The organism is Streptomyces sp. NBC_00554, assembly GCF_041431135.1.
Classification (GTDB): domain Bacteria; phylum Actinomycetota; class Actinomycetes; order Streptomycetales; family Streptomycetaceae; genus Streptomyces.
In genome coordinates this window covers 8,992,007-9,013,484 of record NZ_CP107799.1, presented here as the reverse complement: position 1 = coordinate 9,013,484, position 21,478 = coordinate 8,992,007, and the positions used below count along the sequence as shown (strand labels likewise).

Below are 21,478 nucleotides of genomic sequence, written 5' to 3'. Positions count from 1 at the left end.
CTGACCGGAGGATCTGACCAGCCAGCCTTCACCACAGCCGGAGCCCGGGCAAGGAGGATGGGGGCATGGCACAGAAGATGACCGAGGAGCAATGGCGGGCGTTCGTCTCGCACGGAACCCGCACCGCAAAGCTGTCGACCGTCCGGGCCGACGGAAGTCCGCATGTGGCGCCGATCTGGTTTCTACTGGACGGTGACGACGTGGTCTTCAACACCGGGAAGGAAACCGTCAAAGGACGGAATCTGGCCCGGGACGGGCGGGTCGCGTTGTGTGTGGACGACGACCGGCCGCCCTTCGACTTCGTTGTGCTGGAGGGGCGGGCCGAGCTTTCGGAGGATCTCGACGATCTGCGGCACTGGGCCGCTCGGATCGGCGCCCGCTACATGGGCGAGGAGCGCGCCACGGAGTTTGGGGAGCGCAACGGGGTTCCCGGTGAACTCCTCGTACGAGTAAGGATCAAGAAGGTTCTTGCCTTCGCCGCGCTGGCCGGCTGAGAGTCCCGATCCTCGCCCGACCGGGCCAAACGGAGCGGGCGCGACGTGTCTCAGCCGACGGAGTCGAGCAGCCGGGCGGTGTGTACCCGCCCGGCGTACTCGACCAGACGAATCAGCACCTCCTTCCCGGAGTCCCGGTCACGGGCGTCGCAGAGCACCACAGGCGTACCCCGGTCGAGGTCGAGGGCGCGGGACACGTCCTGAGCACCGTAAGTACGGGCGCCCGTGAAGCAGTTGACGGCCACCACGAACGGGATGTGCCGGTGCTCGAAGTAGTCCACGGCGGGGAAGCAGTCCTCGAGCCGCCGGGTGTCCGCGAGGACGACGGCTCCGAGGGCGCCCTGTGACAACTCGTCCCACAGGAACCAGAACCGGTCCTGGCCCGGGGTCCCGAAGAGGTAGAGCGAGAGACCGGACCTGATGGTGATGCGACCGAAGTCCATGGCGACGGTCGTCGTGACCTTCTGGTCCACGCCATCGGTGTCGTCCACCGACTGACCCGCCTCGCTCAGCAACTCCTCGGTGCGCAGCGGCCGGATCTCACTGACCGCGCCCACCAGGGTGGTCTTGCCCACGCCGAATCCGCCGGCGACCAGTATCTTCAACGCCAGGGCGGTCATGTCGCCATCCGAGGCATCGGAGTTCTCGGAGACCATTGATCACTTCTCTCGGGTGTGCCGGCAACGGTCGACGTGGGTACGTCCATACGGATTACAGGTCGGTACATCTGTGCGGGTGCGCGGAGTCAGCATCATGGCAACTGCGGGCCCCTTTCGAGGGATTGGACCGCTATTGACCGTTGCGGCCGACAGACACCCCATTTGGTACCCGGATGTGTCGGCAAAAGCGCACAGGACAATCCGACTTGGTTCATCTAGAGCGCCCTCAGTCCCTCGATCACCTCGCGGAGGATCCGCTCGTCGGGCAGTTGGGCGGGGGGTACCGGGCGGCTCACGGTGACGCAGCCCAGTTCCAGGAGATCGCCCAGAAGCACCCTGACCACGCCCACCGGCAGGTCGGCGTCGGCGGAGAGTTCGGCCACCGATTGCGTCTCGATACGGCACAGCTCGATCAGGGCCCGGTGCTCCGGCCCCAGTGAGGTGTCGTCGTCGATACCGGGTGCACCCGTGTCGAGCGTGACGAGGGCGATCAGATCGAAGCGCACGCCCGTGGGGCCGGATTTGGTACGGCCACCCGTCATCGCGTAGGGGCGGACGAGAGGTCCGGCCTCGTTGTCGTACCACTGGCTGCCCTCCTGCGGAGAGGCGCCCGGCATGTTCTCGGTCATCTGCACCGACCGTCCTCGGTCATCCGGCGGCAGGCGGTTGTGCGCCAACGCGCGGCGGTGTGTAGAGGTGTTCGCCGACGCGCTTGACCAGCAGCGCCATCTCGTACGCCACCAGGCCGATGTCGGCAGTCACCGCGGTCAGGACAGCGAGGCATGAGCCGTCGCCAGCGGCCGCCACGAACAGGAAGCCGTCGTCCATCTCCACCATCGTCTGACGCACGCCTCCGGCTCCGAAGTGGCGGCCGGCGCCCTTGGCCAGGCTGTGGAAGCCGGAGGCGACGGCCGCGAGGTGTTCGGCGTCCTCGCGCCGCAGGGCGGTGGACGCTCCCACCGCGAGTCCGTCGTTGGACAGCACCACTGCGTGCCGCACCTCAGCCACACGCAGCACCAAGTCGTCCAGCAGCCAGTCGAGTTCGCCGGACTGCTGGGCGGCCCTCATGCTCGGATCCTGGATCATGCGGGGTCTCCTTCGCTGCTGTCGCTGCCCGCTTCGGGGTCGGGTGTGGCACGGAGGCCGGGTGACCTGCCGCCCCCGCGCACCCAGCCGTCGCGGTAGGCCGACATCCGGTCCCGTACGACTTCGGGGGTGCGTTTGCCATCGGCCTGGTCATCCGCCGTTTGTACCGGCTCCTCGGCACGCTGTTCGCGCAGTTGCGGTGCGAGGTTCGCCTGCCGCACACGCCGAGGGAGGTCGTCGGACTCTTCGGCGTCGTCCGGGGGCCGGTGCAGCCGCAAAGTGGTGACTCCGGGAGGGGGATTTTCGGGCGAACCGTTCGCCGGGGCTTCGACGGCGGTCTGGATGGGGGGCACCAGCGCCGGCCGCTCGGTGACGGCCTGGACGGATTCCTGCTCTGGGGCGGCCGTCACCCGCGCGTACTCGCGTTGCGCGGGCCTTTCGGTGTCGCCCCTGCGGGGGGAACGTTCCGCCGCGCCGCCGTGCAGCAGGGCGGTGGGCAGCAGAACGACCGCGGTGGTGCCGCCGTAGGGCGAGGTCCGCAGGTGCACCTTGATGCCATGGCGGGCCGCGAGCCTGCTGACCACGAAGAGGCCGAGCCGGTCGCTGTCGAAGAGGTCGAGGGTTTCGGACTGCTCGATCCGGCGGTTGGCCTCGGCGAGCGTCTCCTTGCCCATGCCGAGCCCCCGGTCCTCGACCTCCACGGCGTAGCCGTTGCCGACCGGCTCTCCGGTGACCCGGACTCGGGTGTGCGGCGGCGAGAACTGGGCGGCGTTCTCGACGATTTCCGCAAGGAGGTGGGTGAGGTCGGCCACCGCGCCGCCCACCACCAGCGCTTCGGGGAGTTGTCGCACCTCCACGCGCGCGTAGTCCTCGACTTCGGAGACTGCCGCGCGGACCACGTTCGTCAGCGAGACCGGCATCCGCCAGGCCCGTCCGGGCGCGGCCCCGGAGAGGATGATCAGGCTCTCCGCATGGCGCCGCATCCTTGTGGTGAGGTGGTCGAGCCGGAACAGGTCACTCAGCTCGTTCGGGTCATCGGACCTGCGCTCCATGCTGTCCAGCAGGCTCAGTTGACGGTGCACGAGAACCTGGCTGCGGCGAGCGAGATTGACGAAGACCCCGGAGATTCCGCTGGCGAGTTCGGCACGTTCGACGGCGGCGCGCAGGGCGGCTCGGTGCACGGTGCCCAGGGCTTCCGCGACCTGCCCGGCCTCGTCCTCCGCGGGCGGTCCGGGCGGGGCCTCGGCTCGGACGTCGATCTCCTCTCCCGCGCGCAGTCTGCGCATGGCTTGCGGGAGTTTGCGGCGCGCGATCTCCAGGGCGCTGTTGCGCAGGCTCACCAGCTCGATGACGAGCCCGCGTCCGATGCGTACGGAGATGACGAGCGACGCGACGACGGCGGCGAGTCCGAACAGAACCGCGGCGCCGGCCGGTGTGAGCAGCCCGCGCGTGAACGGGTCCGCCCGGTCAGCGACACCGCGGCCCGCGTTCGCCTCGATCGTCCGCATTCCGTCCTGCACGCGCGCGTGGGCGGTGTTCCAGTCGGCCTCCGGAGCGGCGGAGATCGCCTTGCCGCCGGATGGGGACGCGAGCACCTTGTCCTCGACGGCGCCTACGTCGGCGTACGCGCTCCCCTCCACGAGGTCGTGCCAGGCGGCTCGTTCCGGCCCGCCGAGATCCGCCACAGCCGCGTCGGTCAGCGTGCGGCGGGTGTCGACAGCCCCTGCGAACAGCCGCAGTCGCTCGCCGTCGAGAGTCCTGGCGAGCCGGGCGCTGGCCAGGACCGTGTCCTCCTGGGCGAGCGCCTCCCCGGCACGGGAGAATTCGAGCAGCACGCGCGCGTCGGAGCCCAGATCGGCGTCCTGGATGCCGGTGAGCGCGCCGCCCACGGCGAAGGCCGTCGAAATGGTCCTGGTGTACGTCCTGTAGGTCTCGTCCCATCCCGTACGGCGGTTCAGCACGGCGGTGCGCAGGGTCCGCAGTTGCTCGGCTCCGGTGACGAAGGTCTCCAGGCGCGTGGCCACTCCGGCGGGCAGGTCCGCGCCGTCGGCGACGGTGTGCTCACCGAGTCGCAGCTTTGCCACCGCCCGGTCGGTGCGCCCGGCCAGCTCCTTGAGGTCGCTCTCCTGCACGGTGCCAGGGGCGGTCGCGTACCGGACGGCGGCCGCGCGTTCGGTCTGGAGTGCGGCGACGGCGGCGTCGACCGGGGCCCGGACCGTCGAGTCCACGCTCTGCAACTGCCGTAGCCGTGCGACGTCCTGGGCGGTGGTCACTGTTGCGTACGCCCACAGCGCGAGCAGCGAGACGACCGGCACCATCAGCAGGCAGACGATCTTGGCCCGAACGGTGCGGGGGCGGATGCGCCACGTGCCGGCGCGAGGGGGTGCCTCTGGCGGTGCCCCGGTGTCGGTCTCCTCGGTGTCCGCGCGCTCGTCCGCCGGCGGACCCGCGTGCGCACGCCGACCGCGCGCCGGGGCCTGGGGCGGCTCGGCGCCGGGTTTGGGGGTCCTACGGGGTGTACGCATGGCCTCCTCGCTCGGTGGTTCGGGACGTGCCTTCCGGTTCGTCATGGCTCCGGGGCCGCCGTTAACGGGCGACGCTCTCGACCGGCCGCTGGGCCGATGCGGACGCCTCGCGCTCACCGGTCGTCGGCGACAGCGCGACGAAGGCCGATGTCAGAAAGAGATAGGACCCGAGGCCGACGGCGAGGGGGAAGATGAACTGCATCGCCGTGGCCCCGGGCAGAACCTCGCCGGAGGGGCTGACGCGCACGCTCACCGCCATCATTCCGGTGTAGTGCATGCTGCTCACGGCCCCTCCCATGACGAGGGAGGCGACGGCGACGGCTACCGGCGACTTGATGTTGAGTGCCGCCCACAGGGCCGCGGTCGCCGCGACCACGGCGATCGCGACGGAGAGCCCGACGAGCGCCGGGTCGTAGTGCACGTCGCCGTGCAGCCGCAACGCGACCATGCCCAGGTAGTGCATGCTCGCGACGCCCAGCCCTGTGGTGAGCCCGCCGAGGACAAGGGCTCGGCCCCGGTCGCGGCCGTAGCCGACGGCGAAGACGCCCGCGCCGACGACGACCATGGCGACGAGCAGGCTGAGGATGGTCAACGGCACGTTGTAGCGCATTTCCGTACCGGTGACGCTGAAGCCCAGCATGGCCACGAAGTGCATCGTCCAGATGCCGGTGCCGATCGCGGAGGCCGCGGTGAGGAGCCAGTTGCGGCGCGACCGGCCGGTGGCGCCGAGTGCGCGGACGGTGCAGCGCAGCCCGAGGGCAGCGCCGATGCAGGCCATCGCGTACGACAGCACGGGGGTCAGCCAGCCGAAGGCTGCGTGGTCCAGGTGTCCCATGGCTCAGGGACGCTAGTCCGGGCAGGGGCGCACAACGGGGGCGCATTTCGAAAGGTGTTGAAATATGACGGAAAGGTGCAACTGAACGATCGCGGCCCGCTCGAACATGTGCGCCGCGTCGTACTTCGTGTCGGTGAGGGATCATGCGGAACATGAGCGACCACCACACACATGTCCAGGATTTCTTCGGGGCGCGCGCGGCGGACTGGGACACCCGGTTCCCCGACGACGGCCCCGCGTACGCCGCAGCGGTCGCCGAAATCGGGCTGCGCAAGGGCGACCGGGTCCTCGACGCGGGCTGCGGCACCGGGCGCGCCCTGCCGCCGCTGCGAGCGGCTGTAGGGCCCTCCGGAGTGGTGCTCGGGGCCGATCTGACCCCGGCCATGCTGGAGGCCGCCGTACGGGCAGGACGGGACCGCGAGGGACAGTTGCTGCTCGCCGACGTCGCCGCGCTGCCGTTGCGCGCCCAGTCACTGGACGCCGTGTTCGGGGCCGGACTCATCGCCCATCTGCCGAACCCCGCCGAAAACCTGCGCGAGTTGGCACGAGTCGTACGGCCCGGCGGGACTCTGGCGCTCTTCCACCCGATCGGCCGGGCGGCGCTCGCGGCCCGCCAGGGTCGGCGGATCACTCCGGAGGACCTGCGCGACGAGGCCAACCTCCGCCCCCTGCTGGCCGGCTCCGGCTGGGACATGACCTCGTACGTCGACGAGGACGCCCGCTTCCTCGCGCTGGCCGTACGCCGCGGCTGACGCCTCAGGCCCTTCCGGCGACCTCCGCCACGAAGGCGTCGGGGTTGTCGAACATGACGTTGTGCCCGGCGCCGGGCACGGTCACCACCCGTACACCGGCCGCCTCCAGACCTTCCTTGCCCGGGAGTTCGCCGCTCAGCTCGCCCTGGAGGTAGACGCGGTCCGCCGTCAGCTCCCGGAGCATGTGGCGCATCGTGGGGTTCGTGCCGCGTATGAGTCCGGTCGCCGTGCGGTGCAGGGCACGGGGGTCGGCGAGGCGCATGGTGGCCGCCCAGGAGGGGCCGACCTTGTCGAGCACGCGCGCGTGGCCGCCGTTTTCGACGTAGTCGTCCTCCTCGTACGAGGCGATGCCGCTGCTGCCGGCCTTGACCGGGGGGTGCGGGTCGAGGTTGGCCTCCGTGAGGACCAGCCGTGAGACGAGGTCGGGTCGCCGGTGGGCGAGCACGATGGCGACGGCGCCGCCCATGCTGTGCGCGACGAGTTCCACCCCGATGAGGTGGGCGGCGTCCAGAACCGCCGCCAGCGCGTCGGCGTGATCCTCCAGTGTGTAGCCGAAGTCCGCGGGCCTGTCGCTGATGCCGTGGCCTGGCAGGTCGACGAACAGGGTCCGGCGGCCCGCCAGTTCGGGCCGGGCCGCGATGTGCGCGTTGTAGACGGTCGATGCGGCTCCCAGCCCATGGACGTACACGCGTGCCGGTTCGGCGCCCGTCGTCTCCGTCCAACGGATGTGGCTTCCCTTGCCGTCGAACTCGGCCTGCTTCATCGCACTCTCCTCATGTGTCACGTCATCGTTCCTCGCGGCTTCAGGAGAATACATCGGAACCGATGTATAGAAGATGCGATGTACAGCGAGTGTGCGGCAGAATGTGAGCATGCTCGAGCTGGCCATCCTTGGTTTCCTGTGCGACGCCCCGCTGCACGGCTATGAGCTGCGCAAGCGCATCACCGCACTGACAGGCCATGTGAAGCCCGTGGCCGAGAGCACGCTGTATCCCGCGATCAAGCGCCTGGAGAAGGCCGGCCTGCTGGCGCGGGCCACCCAGCCCGGCTCCGTGGCGGCCCCACGTCATGTCCTGACGCTCACGGAGGAGGGCAGAGGCGAGTTGCGTCGCATGCTCGCGGAGCCGGTGCGGCGCGACATCACCGACGAGAACCGCTGGTTCACGGTGCTCGCCTTCCTCAGGCATCTGGAAGACCCGGTGGCGCAGGCCATCGTGCTGCGGCGCAGGCTCACCTTCCTGGAGGAGCCCGCGAGCTTCTTCTACGACGGTGACAGGCCGCTGCGTGCCGAGGAGTTGGACGACCCCTTCCGGCGTGGCATCCTCACGATCGCGCGGGCCACCAGCCGGGCCGAACTGGCCTGGCTGCGGACCACCATCGACTCACTCGACAGGAGCGGCGGGCGAGGCCGGTGAGGCGGGGCAGCCCCGCACGCCGGGCACCGGACGGGTGCCCAGCTCGGTGACGCGGTAGCCGTCGGGATAGCCCTTGATCTCCCAGTTCTGCCGCGCGAAGTGCGGGGCGCGGCGCGGCGACATCAGGCGCACCAGACGCCCGCGCATCCGCACCACGCGGCGGACCAGCGCGCGCGTGGCGGCACCTGGAGGCTTGTACCGGAAGGCTTGCAGCAGCGGCTCGTCGAGCAAGGCGAGCGTCGACACCCGCAACAGCGGCGCGAGTGGGCGCGGGTACCAGGAGGTCATCAGCGACAGGGTCGCGTCGGAGACTCGGCGCGCGCTCTCGTCCCATCCGAAATGGGCCTCTTCGTAGGCGTCGAGACAGGTCTCGAAGTCCTCATAAGCCTCCGGAGTGTCCTTGATGCCCATGTGCCGCCCCAGCGTGCGGTAGTACACGCTGGACGCGACGATCTCGTGCCGCGACATCCTGCGCCACCCGTAGAGGTCGGTCCAGCGTTTGGGCATCACCACGAACGTGCAGAGCACGTACCGCATGTCTTCATTGCTGATGTCGTAGCTGCGGTGCATCTCGTTGATCCGGCGGATCGCGGTTCTGCCCTCGTCCCCGTCGAAGCCGTGCTCGACCACGGTGTCGAGGAGCAGCACGGTGTCGTCGTAGCGCTTCTGAGCGCGGTCGGTGAGCTCCGCCGTCTCGGCGAGCAGCCGGCCGATACTGGGAACGGCGTAGGTGCGGTAGAGAGCCAGTTCCAGAGCTCGGGTGAAGTCCCAGGGGAACTCGTACGTGGCGGTGAGCCGGTAGATCTTCGACGCGTCCGCCACCGGGTCCATTCGCCGGATCCGTTCGAGTCGCTCGTAGCGCTTCACCGGGCCGACCCCCTTCTGCCGCCGAGGCTCCAACTCTACGTTGAGTAGCATTAGTTGACCGATGAGCTACTGCCCGTACGGGCTCCACAGGGGGAAGGCGGCCAGATGTCCGGTATGTTCGGCAGACTCCGCAAGACGTGGCGCAAGAAGACGGCCGAGCGGCCCGAGGAAGGGCAGCCCGCGATACGACGGCCGGAGAAAAGTACGCACAACTTGTTCGAGGCGGCCGCTGTGTACGTGTCGGCGTGCGCGGAGGACGATCAGGACCAGATCGAGGAGGCCGCGGCCTGGGTGTCGCCGGAGGCACTGTCGTTCGGTGTGAACGAGCTGGCCTGCCGGGCCGTCATCGCCCTCGCGCGGGAACGTGACGAGTCGCCGCAGACAGTGGCGCGGACGCTGCTCGGACTACCCGCCGTGTGACCCGCGACCGCCCCGGAAGGTCGATTCGCCCCTGTCCAGCCGGATAGCTGCAGCTCCGCGTGTACTTGGGCCTCGTGACAAGGGCCTTCCGGTCGCATTAGGGTGCGCCGACGGATGTAGCAATGGGGAGGCTGGGATGGCCGGGACGGACGATGACGCCATCGCCACCGTGGACGACGACGCGCTGTACGTGCTGACTGCCGTGCTGCTGACACCGGCGAAGTTCCCCAGTGTGCTGGGGGACGACTACCCGGCGGCCTGCGCGGCACTCGACCTGGCACCGCTCGCCGACGGATACGGCCTGGTACTCGGCCAGGACAGCGAGGGCGCCCGGTGGACGGTCGTCATCGACGACGTCTCGCTGGTCGCCGTCGCCATCGCCTCCTGGGACTGCGGAATGGAGCACGATCTGTCGCCGGACGAGCGCACGGTCGTCTCCGCACTGCCCGGCTGGCCCCTTGATGTCGCCGTATCGGCTCCGGGAGTGCCGGCCCCGCACGACCCCGGGCCCGAGCTCACGGAACGGCCCCCGCTGCGCCCGCCGGACACCACCATCTGGGGCCCGGCTCAACGGCGTCTCGGCGCCGACGAGATCGCGCTGCAGTGGGCGATCTGGCGGGAGCAGATCAACGACGCGGATTTCGCGAAGTCGGACGCCAGGACAGGGACCGAACCGGACGCCGGGGCGCAGACCGAAAACGCCTCTGAGGATGCTCAGGAGCGCACCGAGAGCGCCGACGGCGAGGCACCCAGCGGCATTCGCCGGGTCCTGGCGGAGGCGCGCTCCTACGTAGACACGCCACCCCCGCTCGGCCGCGTCCGCTCGTCCTTCGCCACGACCGACGCACGGACCCTGCGCGCCGACGGCCCCGGCTGGTCCTTGGTCGCCAGGACCGACGACATCGCCTTCGTCCTCCTCGACGAGGAGCCCGGAGAAGTCCTGCCCGTCGGCCGCGGGCCGGAGCTGCCCGGCCTCCTGGAGGCCCTCGACAAGCTGGCGGTACGCCCCAGCTGAGCGGCCGCGCCGAGCGATGCCCCGGTTGCGCGGCCCTTTGTCAGTGGGCCATGTCAGCGGCTCTCGTTCAAGTTGACGGGAAAAGCGCCCATCGCGATGTCATGGCCCTCGCGCGCGCTGAGCGTCGAGGTCGGCCCGCCAGGAAGTGCGCTCGGCTCACCCCGTCGGTGAGCCGAGCACGCATCACCGCTCGCGGATCATGCCGATGGCAGGCCCACGAGCGGCGATGCGCTCGACTCCGGCGCGCTGGGCGGAGACGTACCAGGTCGGTGGCGCCTCAGCGGCCGATCTCCTTGCGTGTGACGCGGCGCAGCCTGCGCCGCTGCGAGGGGTCCAGCGCCAGGTATGCGGCCGCCGGGACTCCCAGCACGATCAGGAAAGCGGCCCACCAGGGCAGCCAGATCAGCAGGATGAGCCCGACCGCCACACCCCCTGCGGCGATCTTCGCGTTCTTCGACATGTGTCGCCTCCTTTGCGGCTACTGCCGCTCTCTGTCCTGAGAACGGGTCCGTGCCTCCCACGGTTCCGGAACGAGACCCTGATACGACCCTGAGGCCTGACCCCTAGCCAACCCTGAGAGGTTCTCCGACCTCGTGCATGTGGCCCAGGGCCTGCCGGTAGGAGTCGACGAGCCCGGTCTCCACATAGGGGATACCCAAGTCTCGGCAGTGTGCGCGCACCAGCGGCTGCGCGAGTCGCAGATGGGGGCGGGGCATGCTGGGGAACAGATGGTGCTCGATCTGATAATTGAGGCCACCGAGAAACCAGTCCGTCAGGACGGCACCGCGGACATTGCGCGAGGTGAGCACCTGACGGTGCAGATGTCCCCAGCGATTGCCCTCCGGGTCGGGCATCTCCATGCCCTTGTGGTTGGGCGCGAAGGCCATGCCCAGGTGCAGACCGAACAGTGCTTGGTGGAGGGCGGCGAAGGCGAGCGCCTTGCCCAGGGACATGGAGGTGAGCAGCAGGGCCGCGTACGCGACGACGTGGATCACCAGCAGCAGTGCTTCCACGGTCCGCTCACGCGGCGGCTGCCGACGAAGGTCCTGGAAACCGTGCACCTTCAGGGCGACGCCTTCGAGAAGGGTGAGCGGAAAGAAGAGCCAGGCCTGGTTACGAGTCAGCCAGCGCCGGAAACCGGCCCTCCCCCGGGCCTGCTCGCTCGTGAAGACCAGGATGTCGGCGACGACGTCCGGGTCCTTGTCGATGTGGTTCGGGTTGGCGTGGTGGCGGTTGTGCTTGTCGTTCCACCAGGAGTAGCTCATCCCCAGCAGCAGATTGCCGTGGAGCAGGCCGATCAGACGTCCGGCGGGCTTGTTGCCGGTGATCTGGGAGTGGCCCGCGTCGTGGCCTATGAACGCCGTCCGGGCCGAGAGGACGGCCAGGAGCGGAGCGAGGAGCAACGTCCACCAGGAGTTGCCGGTCAGGACGACAGCGGTGACGACGGTGGCCAGGGACAGCGCGTTGACGGTGATCGTGAGCGCATACCAGCCATGGCGCCGCTTCAGTAGGCCCTCGCCCTTGACGGCTCGCAGGAGGGGCGCGAAGTCACTTCCCGGGGCCGTCCCGGGCGGATGTTCCGCGACGGCTGCGGCAAGCTGGGGCATGGCGGGTCTCCGGTCTCTGGAGAAACGGGTTGACCTGATGAAACGTACGAATCGGTGACCATCGGCGACCATGGCGCCACCACCCGGGTTGGTGCGGGGGTCTCCCCCGCACGTCAGGGGGGTTGCCTACACCCCCTGGCATGTAGTGACCCACGCCACGACTCCACCGTGCTCGCCCGTCGCCCGGAGTGCTGTACCCTCGGCGACCGGCCCCCGGTAGTCAAATTTGAGGAATGCATCATCGCTGTGCAGAGGATTCCTGCTGCAACTCCCACCGAGATCGCTGAACTGGCCCGCTGCTGTGCCGTGTTCGTGCCCGCCGATCCGTCCCGCACCGGCTGCGTCGCCTTCTGGCACCCGGACGGCGACGCTCCTCCCGTGGTGGCGTCCGGCTCCGCCGAGGATCTGGCCGTCGTCCTGCCCGCGGGTGAGGGCGTCGACCTCGTGACCGTGCCCGCCGTGCTCCTTCCCGTGCGCGCCGCGCTGCCGGTGCTCACACGCGCGCGTGCCGCCGCGCAGGCTCACCGGGCGACCTCGTTCTGGGGCGCGGCCGCCGTGCTGGCCCTCCAGTTCGCCGCGCGCGGACTGCTGTTGCCCGGACTGACCCCCGACGACCACGACGCGTGGCGCGCAGGCCCGCTGTCGGCGGACGACCTGGAGCGGATCCGTGAGCTGGCCGCCGCGATGCCGCCCCAGGCGCACGCGGTGCCGTTGGACGGAGCCGGACCGCTGAGGCTGCCCGATCCGGAGCGGCTGTTGCGGGCCTTCCTCGACGCGGTCGCCGACGCACTGCCCCGCTCGCCCGCGGCGGCGCTCGTGGCGGGCGGTCGGGCCTTCGCCGCGCCGGAGCCGCAGCACGTGCCCGAAAAGCGCGCCTGGGCCGCGGACATCGCCGCGGGGCACGACGCGGACGTACGGATCTCCCTGCGCGTCGAGGTACCGGGACTCGCGTCGGCCGTGTCGGACGAGACCCGCCTGCAGTTCCACGTGGTGCTGCAGGTGCACAGCGTGAGCGATCCGACCCTCGTCGCGGACGCATCCGCCGTCTGGGCCGGGTCCTCGGCCTTCGGCCCGCGCGCGCGGATGGACGCCTTGCTCGCACTGCGCCGCGCGGTCCGGGCCTGGGCCCCGCTGACTCCCCTGCTCTCGGCAGCCGTGCCGGACGCCGTCGAACTCGCCGACGAGGAGGTCACTGAACTACTCGGCGAAGGCGCCCGCATGCTGGCGTTCGCGGGCGTCGACGTGCACTGGCCGAAGGAGCTGGCACAGAAGTTGACCGCACGCGCGGTCATCGGTCCGCCGGACGAGGACAAGGGCCCGGTCAAGGCCTCGTCGGACACGCCCTCGTTCCTTTCGGCAGACGCGCTGCTCGCCTTCAACTGGTGGTTCGCGCTGGGCGATCAGCAGCTCACCCGGCAGGAACTGGACCGGCTCGCCGAAGCGAACCGGCCCATGGTGCGGCTGCGCGACCAGTGGGTGCTGGTCGACCCGCAGGAGGTGCGCCGCGCCCAGGCCCAGCAGGACCGCAAGGTCACACCCATCGACGCGCTGAGTGCCGCCCTGACGGGCTCGACGGAGGTCGACGGCCTCCGGGTCGACGTACGGCCCACGGGGTGGCTGGCGACGCTGCGCGAGCGGCTGGCGGACCCGGAGTCGCAGGAGCCGGTCGGGCAGCCCGCGGCGCTCGCCGCGACGCTGCGGGACTATCAGCTGCGGGGGCTCAACTGGCTCGCCCGGATGACCTCTTTGGGACTGGGCGGCTGTCTCGCCGACGACATGGGCCTGGGCAAGACGATCACGCTGATCGCCCTGCATCTGCACCGGCAGAGCGACGATTCGGCCGCGGGCCCCACACTCGTGGTCTGCCCGGCCTCCCTGATGGGCAACTGGCAGCGGGAGATCGAGAAGTTCGCCCCCGGCATCCCCGTACGGCGTTTCCACGGCTCTCGGCGCAGCCTGGAGGGCCTGGCCGGCGGGGAGTTCGTCCTCACGACGTACGGCACGATGCGGCTCGACGCGCCACGGCTCACCGAGGTGACGTGGGGCATGGTCGTCGCCGACGAAGCCCAGCACGTGAAGAACCCCTACTCGGCGACGGCACGGGCACTGCGCACGATCGGCGCACGCGCGCGTGTGGCGCTCACCGGCACCCCGGTGGAGAACAACCTCTCGGAGCTGTGGGCGATCCTCGACTGGACGACTCCCGGACTGCTCGGCAGGCTCGGCACGTTCCGTACGCGGTACGCGCAGGCCGTCGAGGGCGGCCAGGACCCCGCGGCGGCAGAGCGGCTCGCCCAGCTCGTACGACCGTTCCTGCTGCGCCGCCGCAAGTCGGACCCGGGCATCGCGCCCGAGTTGCCGCCGAAGACCGAGACCGACCGTGCCGTGTCGCTCACCAAGGAACAGGCGGGGCTGTACGAGGCCATGGTGCGCGAGACGCTCGCGGAGATCTCGGGCGCGGACAGCATGGCGCGGCGCGGACTGATCGTGAAGCTGCTGACCGGACTGAAGCAGATCTGCAACCACCCGGCGCAGTTCCTCAAGGAGGACCGGCCGAAGATCCCGGGCAGGTCCGGGAAGCTGGAGCTGCTCGACGAACTGCTGGACACCATCCTCTCCGAGGGGGCGAGCGTTCTGGTCTTCACGCAGTACGTGCGGATGGCGCGTCTCATCGAGAGTCACTTGGCAGCGCGCGGAGTGTCGACCCAGTTCCTGCACGGAGGGACTCCCATCAACGAGCGTGAGGCGATGGTGGACCGCTTCCAGGAGGGCGAAATCCCTGTCTTCTTGCTGTCGTTGAAGGCGGCGGGGACGGGGCTGAACCTGACGCGGGCCGAGCATGTCGTGCACTACGACCGCTGGTGGAACCCAGCCGTCGAGGCGCAGGCCACGGACCGCGCGTACCGCATCGGGCAGAGCCGGCCCGTGCAGGTGCACCGGTTCATCACGGAGGGGACCATCGAGGACCGGATCGCCGACATGCTGCGGCGCAAGCAGCAGTTGGCGGACGCGGTGCTCGGGGCCGGGGAGGCGGCGCTCACGGAGCTGACCGATGCCGAACTGGCCGACCTGGTGGAGCTGCGAGGGGGCACACGATGACGGATCGGAACAAGGAGCGCACGTTTGCCGCGCTGCCGCCCGCGCCCGGGCGGGGTTTCGCGCAGACCTGGTGGGGCCGGGCCTGGCTGCAGGCCCTGGAGGACGCGGCGTTGGACTCAGAGCCGGTGAAGACGGGACGCAGGCTCGCGCGCGGGGGTGCGGTGGGCGCCGTCTCGGTGCGTCCGGGGCGCATCACGGCCGTCGTACAGGACCGCGACGGCACCGCGCACCGGGCGGACGTGCTGCTTCAGGAGCTGTCCGAGGATCAGTGGGACCGCTTCCTCGGCATGGCCGTCGAACGCGCCGGGCACATCGCCGCGCTCCTCGACCGCGACATGCCGCCGCACCTGGTCGAGGACGCGGCGGCCGCCGGTGTCGAACTCCTGCCGGGACTCGGCGATCTGGAGGCGGAGTGCGGCTGCGGCGCCTGGGACCACTGCGGGCACACGGCCGCGCTCTGCTACCAGACGGCGCGGCTGCTGGACCAGGATCCGTTCGTTCTGCTGCTGATGCGGGGGCGGGACGAACGCACCCTGCTGGACGAGCTTCAGGCGCGCGGCAGCGCCCTCGCACAGCCCACGGAAGCGCCGGACCTCCCCCTGGAGGGCGTGGACGCCACCGAGGCGTACGCGGTCGGAGGCATCCTTCCGCCGCTGCCGCCCCTTCCGGTGTTGCCCGAAAGGCCGGGGCAGTCGCCTTCCCTGGACACGGAGGCCGCTCCGCCGGCCGAAGTCGACCCGGCTGCCTTGGAGTTCCTGGCAGCCGCGACCGCGGGCGAGGCGTATCTGCTGCTCGCCGAGGCGCTCCGTTCCGGGCACGGACAGCAGGCTGTCGAGGCGGAACTGACGCTCGCCCAGGATGCGGTGCGGCTGGCCGCCGGCCGCCCGGAGAGAGCGATCGCCCAGCGGCTCGCCGACGGCTCGGGTCGCGACCGCGAGGAGCTGGAACTCGCGGTACGGGCCTGGCGGTACGGGGGTGTCGCCGCACTGTCCGTCCTTGAGGACGACTGGACCGTGGAGGCCGAATCGCTCGCACGCGCGCGTGCCGCCCTGGAGTCGGCCTGGGACGAGGGCGAGCGGCCGCGGTTGCATGCCGCGCGCAACCGCTGGACCACGGTCGCGGCGGCGACGCAGTTGCGGCTGGGGCGCGACGGACGGTGGTGGCCCTACCGCAAGGAGCGGGGTCGGTGGAGCCCCGCGGGACCGGCTGCCGGGGATCCCGCGACGGCTCTTGCCCTGATGGAAGGGGACCCGAGCGGCGACCCGATGACTGGTTGACGCGCCATGTTCACCCTGGGGTCACGCGGCGTTCGGTGCCGGGGCGAACTGTGGCCGCTGTCACCGAACTTGTGCCCCAGGAGGCCAGATGTCCCCGCACGCCGTCGGCCGGCGCCGCGTCCACCGATCCGTCGCCACGGGCCTGCCGCTCGCTGTGGTGGCCGCCCTCGTGGTGGCCGGTACGGCGAGCGCGGAGGGCTACCCGTCGCAGCCGAGGGTGACGCGTACCGCGACGCTCGGTGACATCCCGCTGGGCACGTTCAGCAACGCGCTACTGCCCGGCACCGTCACTGACGACCGAGGTGTGGACCTCGGTGGCATCGGCAGCGACATCTACCCTGCCGGGCGCAAGGGCGAGTTCTGGACGGTCACCGACCGCGGGCCCAACGGCCAGATCAAGGTGGCCGGCACGAAGCGCCGCACGTTCCCGGTGCCCGGCTTCGACCCTGCCATCGTGAAGATCCGGGTCTCGGGTGACACAGTGAAGGTGCTCGACGCGATCCCGATCACCACGTCCGGCGGGAAGCCGGTCACCGGGTTGCCCAACCAGGCGGGGCGCGACGAAGCGCCGTACTCCTATGACGCGCAGACCCCGCTCTCGTACAACCCGAACGGTGTCGACACCGAGGGCATCGTGCGGGCCGAGGACGGCACGTTCTGGCTCGTCGACGAGTACGGCCCCTCGCTGATCCATGTCTCCGCGCGCGGGAAGGTGCTTACGCGCTACGTGCCCAAGGGGCTGAATCTGACCGGCACGGACTACCCGGTGGTCGAAGCGCTCCCGTCCGTTCTGCTGCACCGGAAGATCAACCGTGGCTTCGAGGGGCTCGCCCTGCTCCCCGGCGGTGACCTGGTGGTGGCCGTCCAGAGCCCGCTCTCCCTGCCGGACGGCGACTCGGGGGACGCCTCGCTCACGACGCGGCTGATGCGCTTCTCGCCGAAGAAGCGGGCCGTCACCGCCGAGTACGCGTACCGCTTCGACCCGGTGAACGTGGTCGACCCGAGCGAGGACGACACCTCCGAGCTGAAGATCTCCTCCGTGGTGGCCGTCGGCCGCGACAAGCTGCTCGTCGAGGAGCGCACCGACAAGGCGGCGCGCCTGCAGACGGTCAAACTCACCAGCAGCGCGAACATCCTCGGCGGCCCGTGGGACAGCGACACGACGTCCCCCTCCCTGGAGCAGCTCGACGACCCGGCGGCCTCCGGCGTCCCGGTGCTGCGCAAGAGCCTGGTCGTGGACCTCGGCACGGTCGACGGAGTGCCCGGCAAGATCGAGGGCGTCGCACGCGTGAACGACAACACGCTCGCCCTCATCAACGACAACGACTTCGGGATGACGGACGGGACGGGCGCGTTCAACGCGCAGGGCCGACTGGTGGACAGCGGAATCGAGACGACCGTCACCTACGTGCGGCTGCCTCGCGGTATCTGACCTCCAGAGAGCCGTTTTCGTGCGGCACGCGCGCGTGAGCCATGAACAACGGCCACGCACGCGTGCCGCTCACGCCAGCGGCTTGGTGAGCTTGTGGGTGCCGCTGCCGATGTCGGCGGCCAGGCTGCAGGCGACGTTGTCTATGCCGATCTCGTAGCCGCCGGGGTCCGGGTACTGCACGAGGGTGCCGCGTACGGTGCCCGTGGGCTGCTGGGCCGCCTTGCGTTCCAGAGGGGCTTCGCACAGGGCCGACGCGGCCTTCTTGAGCGCGGCCTCCGTCGTGTAACTGCCGTTGAGCTCAGCCACCTTCACGACCTCGGCGTCATGCGGTGTGCCGCAGGAGCGCTTGGCGGCCTGCCCGGGCAGGCTGTCGTTCGTGTCGAAACAATCGCCTGTCCTCAGCAAGTAGAACGGCACTTCGTCGTCCGCCAGGCTCGGAATGAGCGACTCCAGGCCGCTCGGCAGCTCCGAAGGCAGGGACGGCAGTTCGCTGGGCAGCTCCGAGGGTAGCGACGGCAGCTCGCTGGGCAGCTCGGACGGGATGCTGAACGACGGAGTGGGCGACCCCGTGCTCCCGCTGCTCTCGGTGGGTGACTTCTTGTCCTGATCGCCATCACCACCAGTGGCCACCAACGCCACGGCGATGATGATTCCGACGCCCACGATCACGGCAAGCAGGAGGAACAGCAAGTTGCGGCGGCGCCCTCCACGATGACCGCCGGACCCACCTGGTGACCCGGGCGGTTGTGGTGGCTGCCAGCCGCTCCCACCCTGTCCGGGCGGCCAACTGCCACCCTCCGAAGGCGGACCGTAGCCGCCGGAGTCACCTGGAGGCGGGCCATAGCCGCCGGAGCCGGCGGGTGGAGGCCCGTAGCCTCCTGACGACGGTGGGCCGAAACCACCGCCTCCGGGGGGCGGTGTTTCTCCCGGCGGCCGAGGAGGCTGGGGCGGTAAGGGCGGCATGGCCATACCGTCAAGAGTCGCCTCGAACCGGTCATGAGGCGACCCCTGTGCGGAAGTTGATACGGACCCATGCCATGGATCGCACGATTCCGGAGAATTGCGCGCAGAGATCACGCGCAGAGATCAGCACGCGCGGAGATCAGCAGAAGGAAGCGGGGGCCCGCACCCACCAGGATGCGGCCCCGCTCTCCCCGCGGTTCAGCCTCGCGCACCCAGCAGGTGGTCCATGGCCAACTGGTCCAGATGCTCGAAGGCCATCCCGCGCGCGGCGGCCGCCTCCACGTCGAAGTCCTCGAAGGACGCGCGGTCCGCGAGCAGCCCCTTGATGCCGTCCGCGGCGGTGGGCTGCGCCAGCTCGTCCAGGCGCGAGGCGCGCAGCGCGTCCTGGACCTCGGGGTCGGCACGGAAGGCAGCCGTGCGCTCGCGCAGGATCAGGTAGTTGCGCATGCAGCCCGTAGCCGACGCCCATACGCCGTCGAGGTCCTCGGTCCGCGGCGGCTTGAAGTCGAAGTGCTTCGGCCCCGCGTAACCGGCACTCTCCAGGAGGTCGACCAGCCAGAACGCGGAGCGCAGATCGCCCGCCCCGAAGCGCAGGTCCTGGTCGTACTTGATGCCGGACTGGCCGTTGAGGTCGATGTGGAATAGCTTGCCCGCCCACAGGGCCTGCGCGATGCCGTGGGTGAAGTTCAGCCCGGCCATCTGCTCGTGCCCGACCTCGGGGTTGACGCCGTACAGCTCAGGACGCGCCAGGCGCTCGATGAACGCCAGGGCATGGCCGACCGTGGGCAGCAGGATGTCGCCGCGCGGCTCGTTCGGCTTCGGCTCGATCGCGAACTTCAGGTCGTACCCCTGGTCGATCACGTACTCGCCGAGAAGATCGAAGGCCTCCTTCATGCGGTCAAGGGCCACGCGTACGTCCTTGGCCGCGCCGGACTCGGCGCCCTCACGGCCGCCCCAGGCGACATACGTCTGGGCACCCAGTTCGACGGCCAGGTCGATGTTGCGGATCGTCTTGCGCAGGGCGTAGCGGCGTACGTCGCGGTCGTTGGCGGTGAACGCTCCGTCCTTGAAGACGGGGTGCGTGAAGAGGTTCGTGGTGGCCATCGGCACCTTCATGCCGCTCGCGTCGAGGGCCTGCCTGAACCGCTTGATGTGGGACTCGCGCTCGCTGTCCGAGGACCCGAAGGGGATCAGGTCGTCGTCGTGGAAGGTCACTCCGTAGGCGCCGAGCTCGGCCAGGCGCTGCACCGACTCGACCGGGTCCAGGGCGCGCCGGGTGGCGTCGCCGAACGGGTCCCTTCCCTGCCAGCCGACGGTCCACAGGCCGAAGGTGAACCTGTCCTCGGGGGTGGGCTGGTAGTTCATATCGCGGCTCCTCAGCTTGCGCCGACTATTTCGTCATGGCGCTTAACAAATTAGTATGCGGAGGCGTCTCTGGGAAGAGACAAGGTGTCTCAGCACAAGCACAAGGTGCGAAACCCGGGCCACAGTGGTCCGGAGCACCCGAAAACAGGCCGATCCCGCGGAGCCGCGGAAGAGGGAGAACCCGATGTCAGCAGCCGAGGGTCCGCTCGTCGTCGGGGTGGACTCGTCCACCCAGTCCACCAAGGCCCTGGTCGTCGACGCGTCGACCGGACAGGTGGTGGCGAGCGGACAGGCGCCGCACACCGTCACCACCGGATCGGGCCGCGAGAGTGACCCACGGCAATGGTGGGACGCGCTCTGTGAGGCGCTGCACCAGTGCGGCGACGCGGCGCGCGAAGCCGCGGCGGTGTCGATCGGCGGCCAGCAGCACGGGCTGGTCACGCTCGACGCCCAGGGCGAGCCCGTACGCCCGGCCCTGCTGTGGAACGACGTACGGTCGGCGCCGCAGGCCCGCCGGCTGGTCGCGGAGCTGGGCGGCCCGAAGACCTGGGCCGAGCGCACCGGCAGCGTGCCGGGTGCCTCCTTCACGGTCACGAAATGGGCCTGGCTGGCCGAGAACGAACCCGCCGCCGTCCACGCGACCGCGGCCGTGCGCCTGCCCCACGACTACCTCACCGAACGCCTCACGGGACAGGGCACCACCGACCGCGGCGACGCCTCCGGTACGGGCTGGTGGGCATCCGGGACAGAGGCGTACGACGACGAGATCCTCGCCCACGTCGGCCTCGACCCTGCCCTGCTCCCCCGCGTCGTCCGGCCCGGCGAGGTGGCCGGAACCGTGCACTCCAGGGGTGAGCTGCCCTTCTCCAGGGGCACGCTGGTCGCCGCCGGCACCGGTGACAACGCGGCCGCCGCGCTCGGGCTCGGGCTGCGCCCCGGCACTCCGGTGCTGAGCCTCGGCACCTCCGGCACGGTGTACGCCGTCTCGACGAGGCACCCCGCCGATCCGACCGGCACCGTGGCGGGCTTCGCCGACGCACGCGGCGACTGGCTCCCGCTGGCCTGCACGCTGAACTGCACGCTCGCCGTGGACCGCGTCGCCGCGCTGCTCGGCCTCGACCGCGAGGCCGTCGAACCCAGTAATGGCGTGACGCTGCTCCCCTACCTGGACGGTGAGCGCACCCCGAACCTGCCGCACGCCTCGGGGCTGCTGCACGGCCTCCGACACGACACGACCGGCGGACAGCTGCTCCAGGCGGCGTACGACGGCGCGGTCCACTCCTTGCTGGGCGCCCTCGACCTGGTGCTCGACGCGGACGCCGACCGCTCCGTGCCGCTGCTGCTCATCGGAGGTGGCGCCAAGGGCGCGGCCTGGCAGCAGACCGTACGCCGTCTGTCGGGGCGGCCCGTTCAAGTACCGGAGGCCAAGGAACTGGTCGCCCTTGGCGCCGCCGCTCAGGCGGCCGGCCTGTTGACCGGTGAGGACCCGGCCGCGGTCGCCCGCCGCTGGAACACGGCCCGTGGGCCCGTGTTCGACACCGTGGAGCGGGACGAGGAGACGCTCGCGAGGATCGCCGGGGTACTCTCCGACGCGGCCCCGCTGCTGGAGCGGGAGCCGGACAAGCACTGACGAGGACCGCCCCGACGACATGGCTGGGGACCGGCCG

At 70.4% G+C, this 21,478-nt stretch carries 20 protein-coding genes; 9 read left to right on the top strand and 11 right to left on the bottom strand.

Going from position 1 to position 21,478, the window contains the following annotated elements; genetic code table 11:
* The first annotated feature begins 65 nt into the window (after positions 1 to 65).
* A complete protein-coding gene (locus OG266_RS40030; protein ID WP_371551833.1) occupies positions 66 to 494 on the top strand; it encodes a PPOX class F420-dependent oxidoreductase in 429 nt (142 codons plus the stop codon).
* A 50-nt stretch (positions 495 to 544) separates the two neighbouring features.
* Here OG266_RS40030 and OG266_RS40025 read toward each other — a convergent pair whose 3' ends face one another.
* From OG266_RS40025 to OG266_RS40005, 5 genes are all read right to left on the bottom strand, one after another.
* Positions 545 to 1,150, bottom strand: a complete 606-nt coding sequence (locus OG266_RS40025) for an ATP/GTP-binding protein (protein WP_266469061.1) — start codon at positions 1,148 to 1,150, stop codon at positions 545 to 547.
* A 218-nt stretch (positions 1,151 to 1,368) separates the two neighbouring features.
* Positions 1,369 to 1,782, bottom strand: coding sequence for a DUF742 domain-containing protein (locus OG266_RS40020; protein ID WP_266469059.1), 414 nt, complete (start codon positions 1,780 to 1,782; stop codon positions 1,369 to 1,371).
* Between the two features lie 19 nt (positions 1,783 to 1,801).
* Positions 1,802 to 2,239 carry a roadblock/LC7 domain-containing protein gene (locus tag OG266_RS40015; protein WP_266469056.1) on the bottom strand — a complete coding sequence of 146 codons (438 nt, stop codon included), beginning with the start codon at positions 2,237 to 2,239 and terminating at the stop codon, positions 1,802 to 1,804.
* Positions 2,236 to 4,764: a nitrate- and nitrite sensing domain-containing protein gene (locus tag OG266_RS40010; RefSeq protein WP_371551830.1), complete on the bottom strand. Its 2,529-nt coding sequence runs from the start codon at positions 4,762 to 4,764 to the stop codon at positions 2,236 to 2,238. The genes OG266_RS40015 and OG266_RS40010 overlap by 4 nt, the downstream gene beginning before the upstream one ends.
* Positions 4,765 to 4,825: 61 nt before the next feature.
* On the bottom strand, positions 4,826 to 5,599 hold the full coding sequence (locus tag OG266_RS40005) for an MHYT domain-containing protein (RefSeq protein ID WP_326724736.1): 774 nt from the start codon (positions 5,597 to 5,599) through the stop codon (positions 4,826 to 4,828).
* Positions 5,600 to 5,751: 152 nt separating this feature from the next.
* On the opposite strand from OG266_RS40005, the gene OG266_RS40000 reads away from it, so the two are divergent.
* Complete coding sequence (locus OG266_RS40000; protein WP_371551827.1) at positions 5,752 to 6,351, top strand: class I SAM-dependent methyltransferase; 600 nt, start codon at positions 5,752 to 5,754, stop codon at positions 6,349 to 6,351.
* 4 nt (positions 6,352 to 6,355) lie between these two features.
* Here the strand turns inward: OG266_RS40000 and OG266_RS39995 are convergent, their stop codons facing one another.
* Positions 6,356 to 7,114: an alpha/beta fold hydrolase gene (locus tag OG266_RS39995; RefSeq protein WP_371551825.1), complete on the bottom strand. Its 759-nt coding sequence runs from the start codon at positions 7,112 to 7,114 to the stop codon at positions 6,356 to 6,358.
* Positions 7,115 to 7,223: 109 nt separating this feature from the next.
* Here OG266_RS39995 and OG266_RS39990 point away from each other — a divergent pair, with 109 nt between their 5' ends.
* Positions 7,224 to 7,766 carry a PadR family transcriptional regulator gene (locus OG266_RS39990; protein WP_371551823.1) on the top strand — a complete coding sequence of 181 codons (543 nt, stop codon included), beginning with the start codon at positions 7,224 to 7,226 and terminating at the stop codon, positions 7,764 to 7,766.
* Here OG266_RS39990 and OG266_RS39985 read toward each other — a convergent pair.
* Positions 7,734 to 8,633 (bottom strand): oxygenase MpaB family protein, encoded by a 900-nt coding sequence (locus OG266_RS39985; RefSeq protein WP_371551821.1) that lies wholly within the window; start codon positions 8,631 to 8,633, stop codon positions 7,734 to 7,736. The genes OG266_RS39990 and OG266_RS39985 overlap by 33 nt on opposite strands.
* 114 nt (positions 8,634 to 8,747) lie before the next feature.
* Here OG266_RS39985 and OG266_RS39980 point away from each other — a divergent pair, with 114 nt between their 5' ends.
* Positions 8,748 to 9,053 (top strand): hypothetical protein, encoded by a 306-nt coding sequence (locus tag OG266_RS39980; protein WP_329548994.1) that lies wholly within the window; start codon positions 8,748 to 8,750, stop codon positions 9,051 to 9,053.
* Between the two features lie 136 nt (positions 9,054 to 9,189).
* Entirely contained in the window at positions 9,190 to 10,068 is an 879-nt protein-coding gene (locus OG266_RS39975; RefSeq protein WP_329548993.1) for a hypothetical protein, read from the top strand.
* 277 nt (positions 10,069 to 10,345) lie between these two features.
* On the opposite strand, the gene OG266_RS39970 is transcribed toward OG266_RS39975, so the two are convergent.
* Both OG266_RS39970 and OG266_RS39965 read right to left on the bottom strand, forming a co-directional pair.
* Complete coding sequence (locus OG266_RS39970; protein ID WP_081223009.1) at positions 10,346 to 10,528, bottom strand: hypothetical protein; 183 nt, start codon at positions 10,526 to 10,528, stop codon at positions 10,346 to 10,348.
* A 103-nt stretch (positions 10,529 to 10,631) separates the two neighbouring features.
* Positions 10,632 to 11,675, bottom strand: coding sequence for a fatty acid desaturase (locus tag OG266_RS39965; protein ID WP_371551818.1), 1,044 nt, complete (start codon positions 11,673 to 11,675; stop codon positions 10,632 to 10,634).
* A 246-nt stretch (positions 11,676 to 11,921) separates the two neighbouring features.
* Between OG266_RS39965 and OG266_RS39960 the strand changes: the two genes are divergently transcribed.
* From OG266_RS39960 to OG266_RS39950, 3 genes are all read left to right on the top strand, one after another.
* Positions 11,922 to 14,774: a DEAD/DEAH box helicase gene (locus tag OG266_RS39960; RefSeq protein WP_371551816.1), complete on the top strand. Its 2,853-nt coding sequence runs from the start codon at positions 11,922 to 11,924 to the stop codon at positions 14,772 to 14,774.
* Positions 14,771 to 16,051 carry an SWF or SNF family helicase gene (locus OG266_RS39955; protein ID WP_371551814.1) on the top strand — a complete coding sequence of 427 codons (1,281 nt, stop codon included), beginning with the start codon at positions 14,771 to 14,773 and terminating at the stop codon, positions 16,049 to 16,051. The genes OG266_RS39960 and OG266_RS39955 overlap by 4 nt, the downstream gene beginning before the upstream one ends.
* A gap of 88 nt (positions 16,052 to 16,139) precedes the next feature.
* On the top strand, positions 16,140 to 17,483 hold the full coding sequence (locus OG266_RS39950; RefSeq protein WP_371551813.1) for an esterase-like activity of phytase family protein: 1,344 nt from the start codon (positions 16,140 to 16,142) through the stop codon (positions 17,481 to 17,483).
* Positions 17,484 to 17,552: 69 nt separating this feature from the next.
* On the opposite strand, the gene OG266_RS39945 is transcribed toward OG266_RS39950, so the two are convergent.
* Positions 17,553 to 18,173 (bottom strand): hypothetical protein, encoded by a 621-nt coding sequence (locus tag OG266_RS39945; protein ID WP_371551811.1) that lies wholly within the window; start codon positions 18,171 to 18,173, stop codon positions 17,553 to 17,555.
* A gap of 471 nt (positions 18,174 to 18,644) precedes the next feature.
* Complete coding sequence (xylA, locus tag OG266_RS39940; RefSeq protein WP_266468609.1) at positions 18,645 to 19,811, bottom strand: xylose isomerase; 1,167 nt, start codon at positions 19,809 to 19,811, stop codon at positions 18,645 to 18,647.
* Between the two features lie 184 nt (positions 19,812 to 19,995).
* On the opposite strand from xylA, the gene xylB reads away from it, so the two are divergent.
* Complete coding sequence (gene xylB, locus OG266_RS39935; protein ID WP_371551809.1) at positions 19,996 to 21,441, top strand: xylulokinase; 1,446 nt, start codon at positions 19,996 to 19,998, stop codon at positions 21,439 to 21,441.
* Positions 21,442 to 21,478 lie beyond the last annotated feature (37 nt).

Coding starts and splice junctions, on each gene's coding strand:
- OG266_RS40030 (WP_371551833.1), top strand. CDS start 66: ATGGCACAGAAGATGACCGAGGAGCAATGGCGGGCGTTCGTCTCGCAC.
- OG266_RS40025 (WP_266469061.1), bottom strand. CDS start 1,150: ATGGTCTCCGAGAACTCCGATGCCTCGGATGGCGACATGACCGCCCTG.
- OG266_RS40020 (WP_266469059.1), bottom strand. CDS start 1,782: ATGACCGAGAACATGCCGGGCGCCTCTCCGCAGGAGGGCAGCCAGTGG.
- OG266_RS40015 (WP_266469056.1), bottom strand. CDS start 2,239: ATGATCCAGGATCCGAGCATGAGGGCCGCCCAGCAGTCCGGCGAACTC.
- OG266_RS40010 (WP_371551830.1), bottom strand. CDS start 4,764: ATGCGTACACCCCGTAGGACCCCCAAACCCGGCGCCGAGCCGCCCCAG.
- OG266_RS40005 (WP_326724736.1), bottom strand. CDS start 5,599: ATGGGACACCTGGACCACGCAGCCTTCGGCTGGCTGACCCCCGTGCTG.
- OG266_RS40000 (WP_371551827.1), top strand. CDS start 5,752: ATGAGCGACCACCACACACATGTCCAGGATTTCTTCGGGGCGCGCGCG.
- OG266_RS39995 (WP_371551825.1), bottom strand. CDS start 7,114: ATGAAGCAGGCCGAGTTCGACGGCAAGGGAAGCCACATCCGTTGGACG.
- OG266_RS39990 (WP_371551823.1), top strand. CDS start 7,224: ATGCTCGAGCTGGCCATCCTTGGTTTCCTGTGCGACGCCCCGCTGCAC.
- OG266_RS39980 (WP_329548994.1), top strand. CDS start 8,748: ATGTTCGGCAGACTCCGCAAGACGTGGCGCAAGAAGACGGCCGAGCGG.
- OG266_RS39975 (WP_329548993.1), top strand. CDS start 9,190: ATGGCCGGGACGGACGATGACGCCATCGCCACCGTGGACGACGACGCG.
- OG266_RS39970 (WP_081223009.1), bottom strand. CDS start 10,528: ATGTCGAAGAACGCGAAGATCGCCGCAGGGGGTGTGGCGGTCGGGCTC.
- OG266_RS39965 (WP_371551818.1), bottom strand. CDS start 11,675: ATGCCCCAGCTTGCCGCAGCCGTCGCGGAACATCCGCCCGGGACGGCC.
- OG266_RS39955 (WP_371551814.1), top strand. CDS start 14,771: ATGACGGATCGGAACAAGGAGCGCACGTTTGCCGCGCTGCCGCCCGCG.
- OG266_RS39950 (WP_371551813.1), top strand. CDS start 16,140: ATGTCCCCGCACGCCGTCGGCCGGCGCCGCGTCCACCGATCCGTCGCC.
- xylA (WP_266468609.1), bottom strand. CDS start 19,811: ATGAACTACCAGCCCACCCCCGAGGACAGGTTCACCTTCGGCCTGTGG.
- xylB (WP_371551809.1), top strand. CDS start 19,996: ATGTCAGCAGCCGAGGGTCCGCTCGTCGTCGGGGTGGACTCGTCCACC.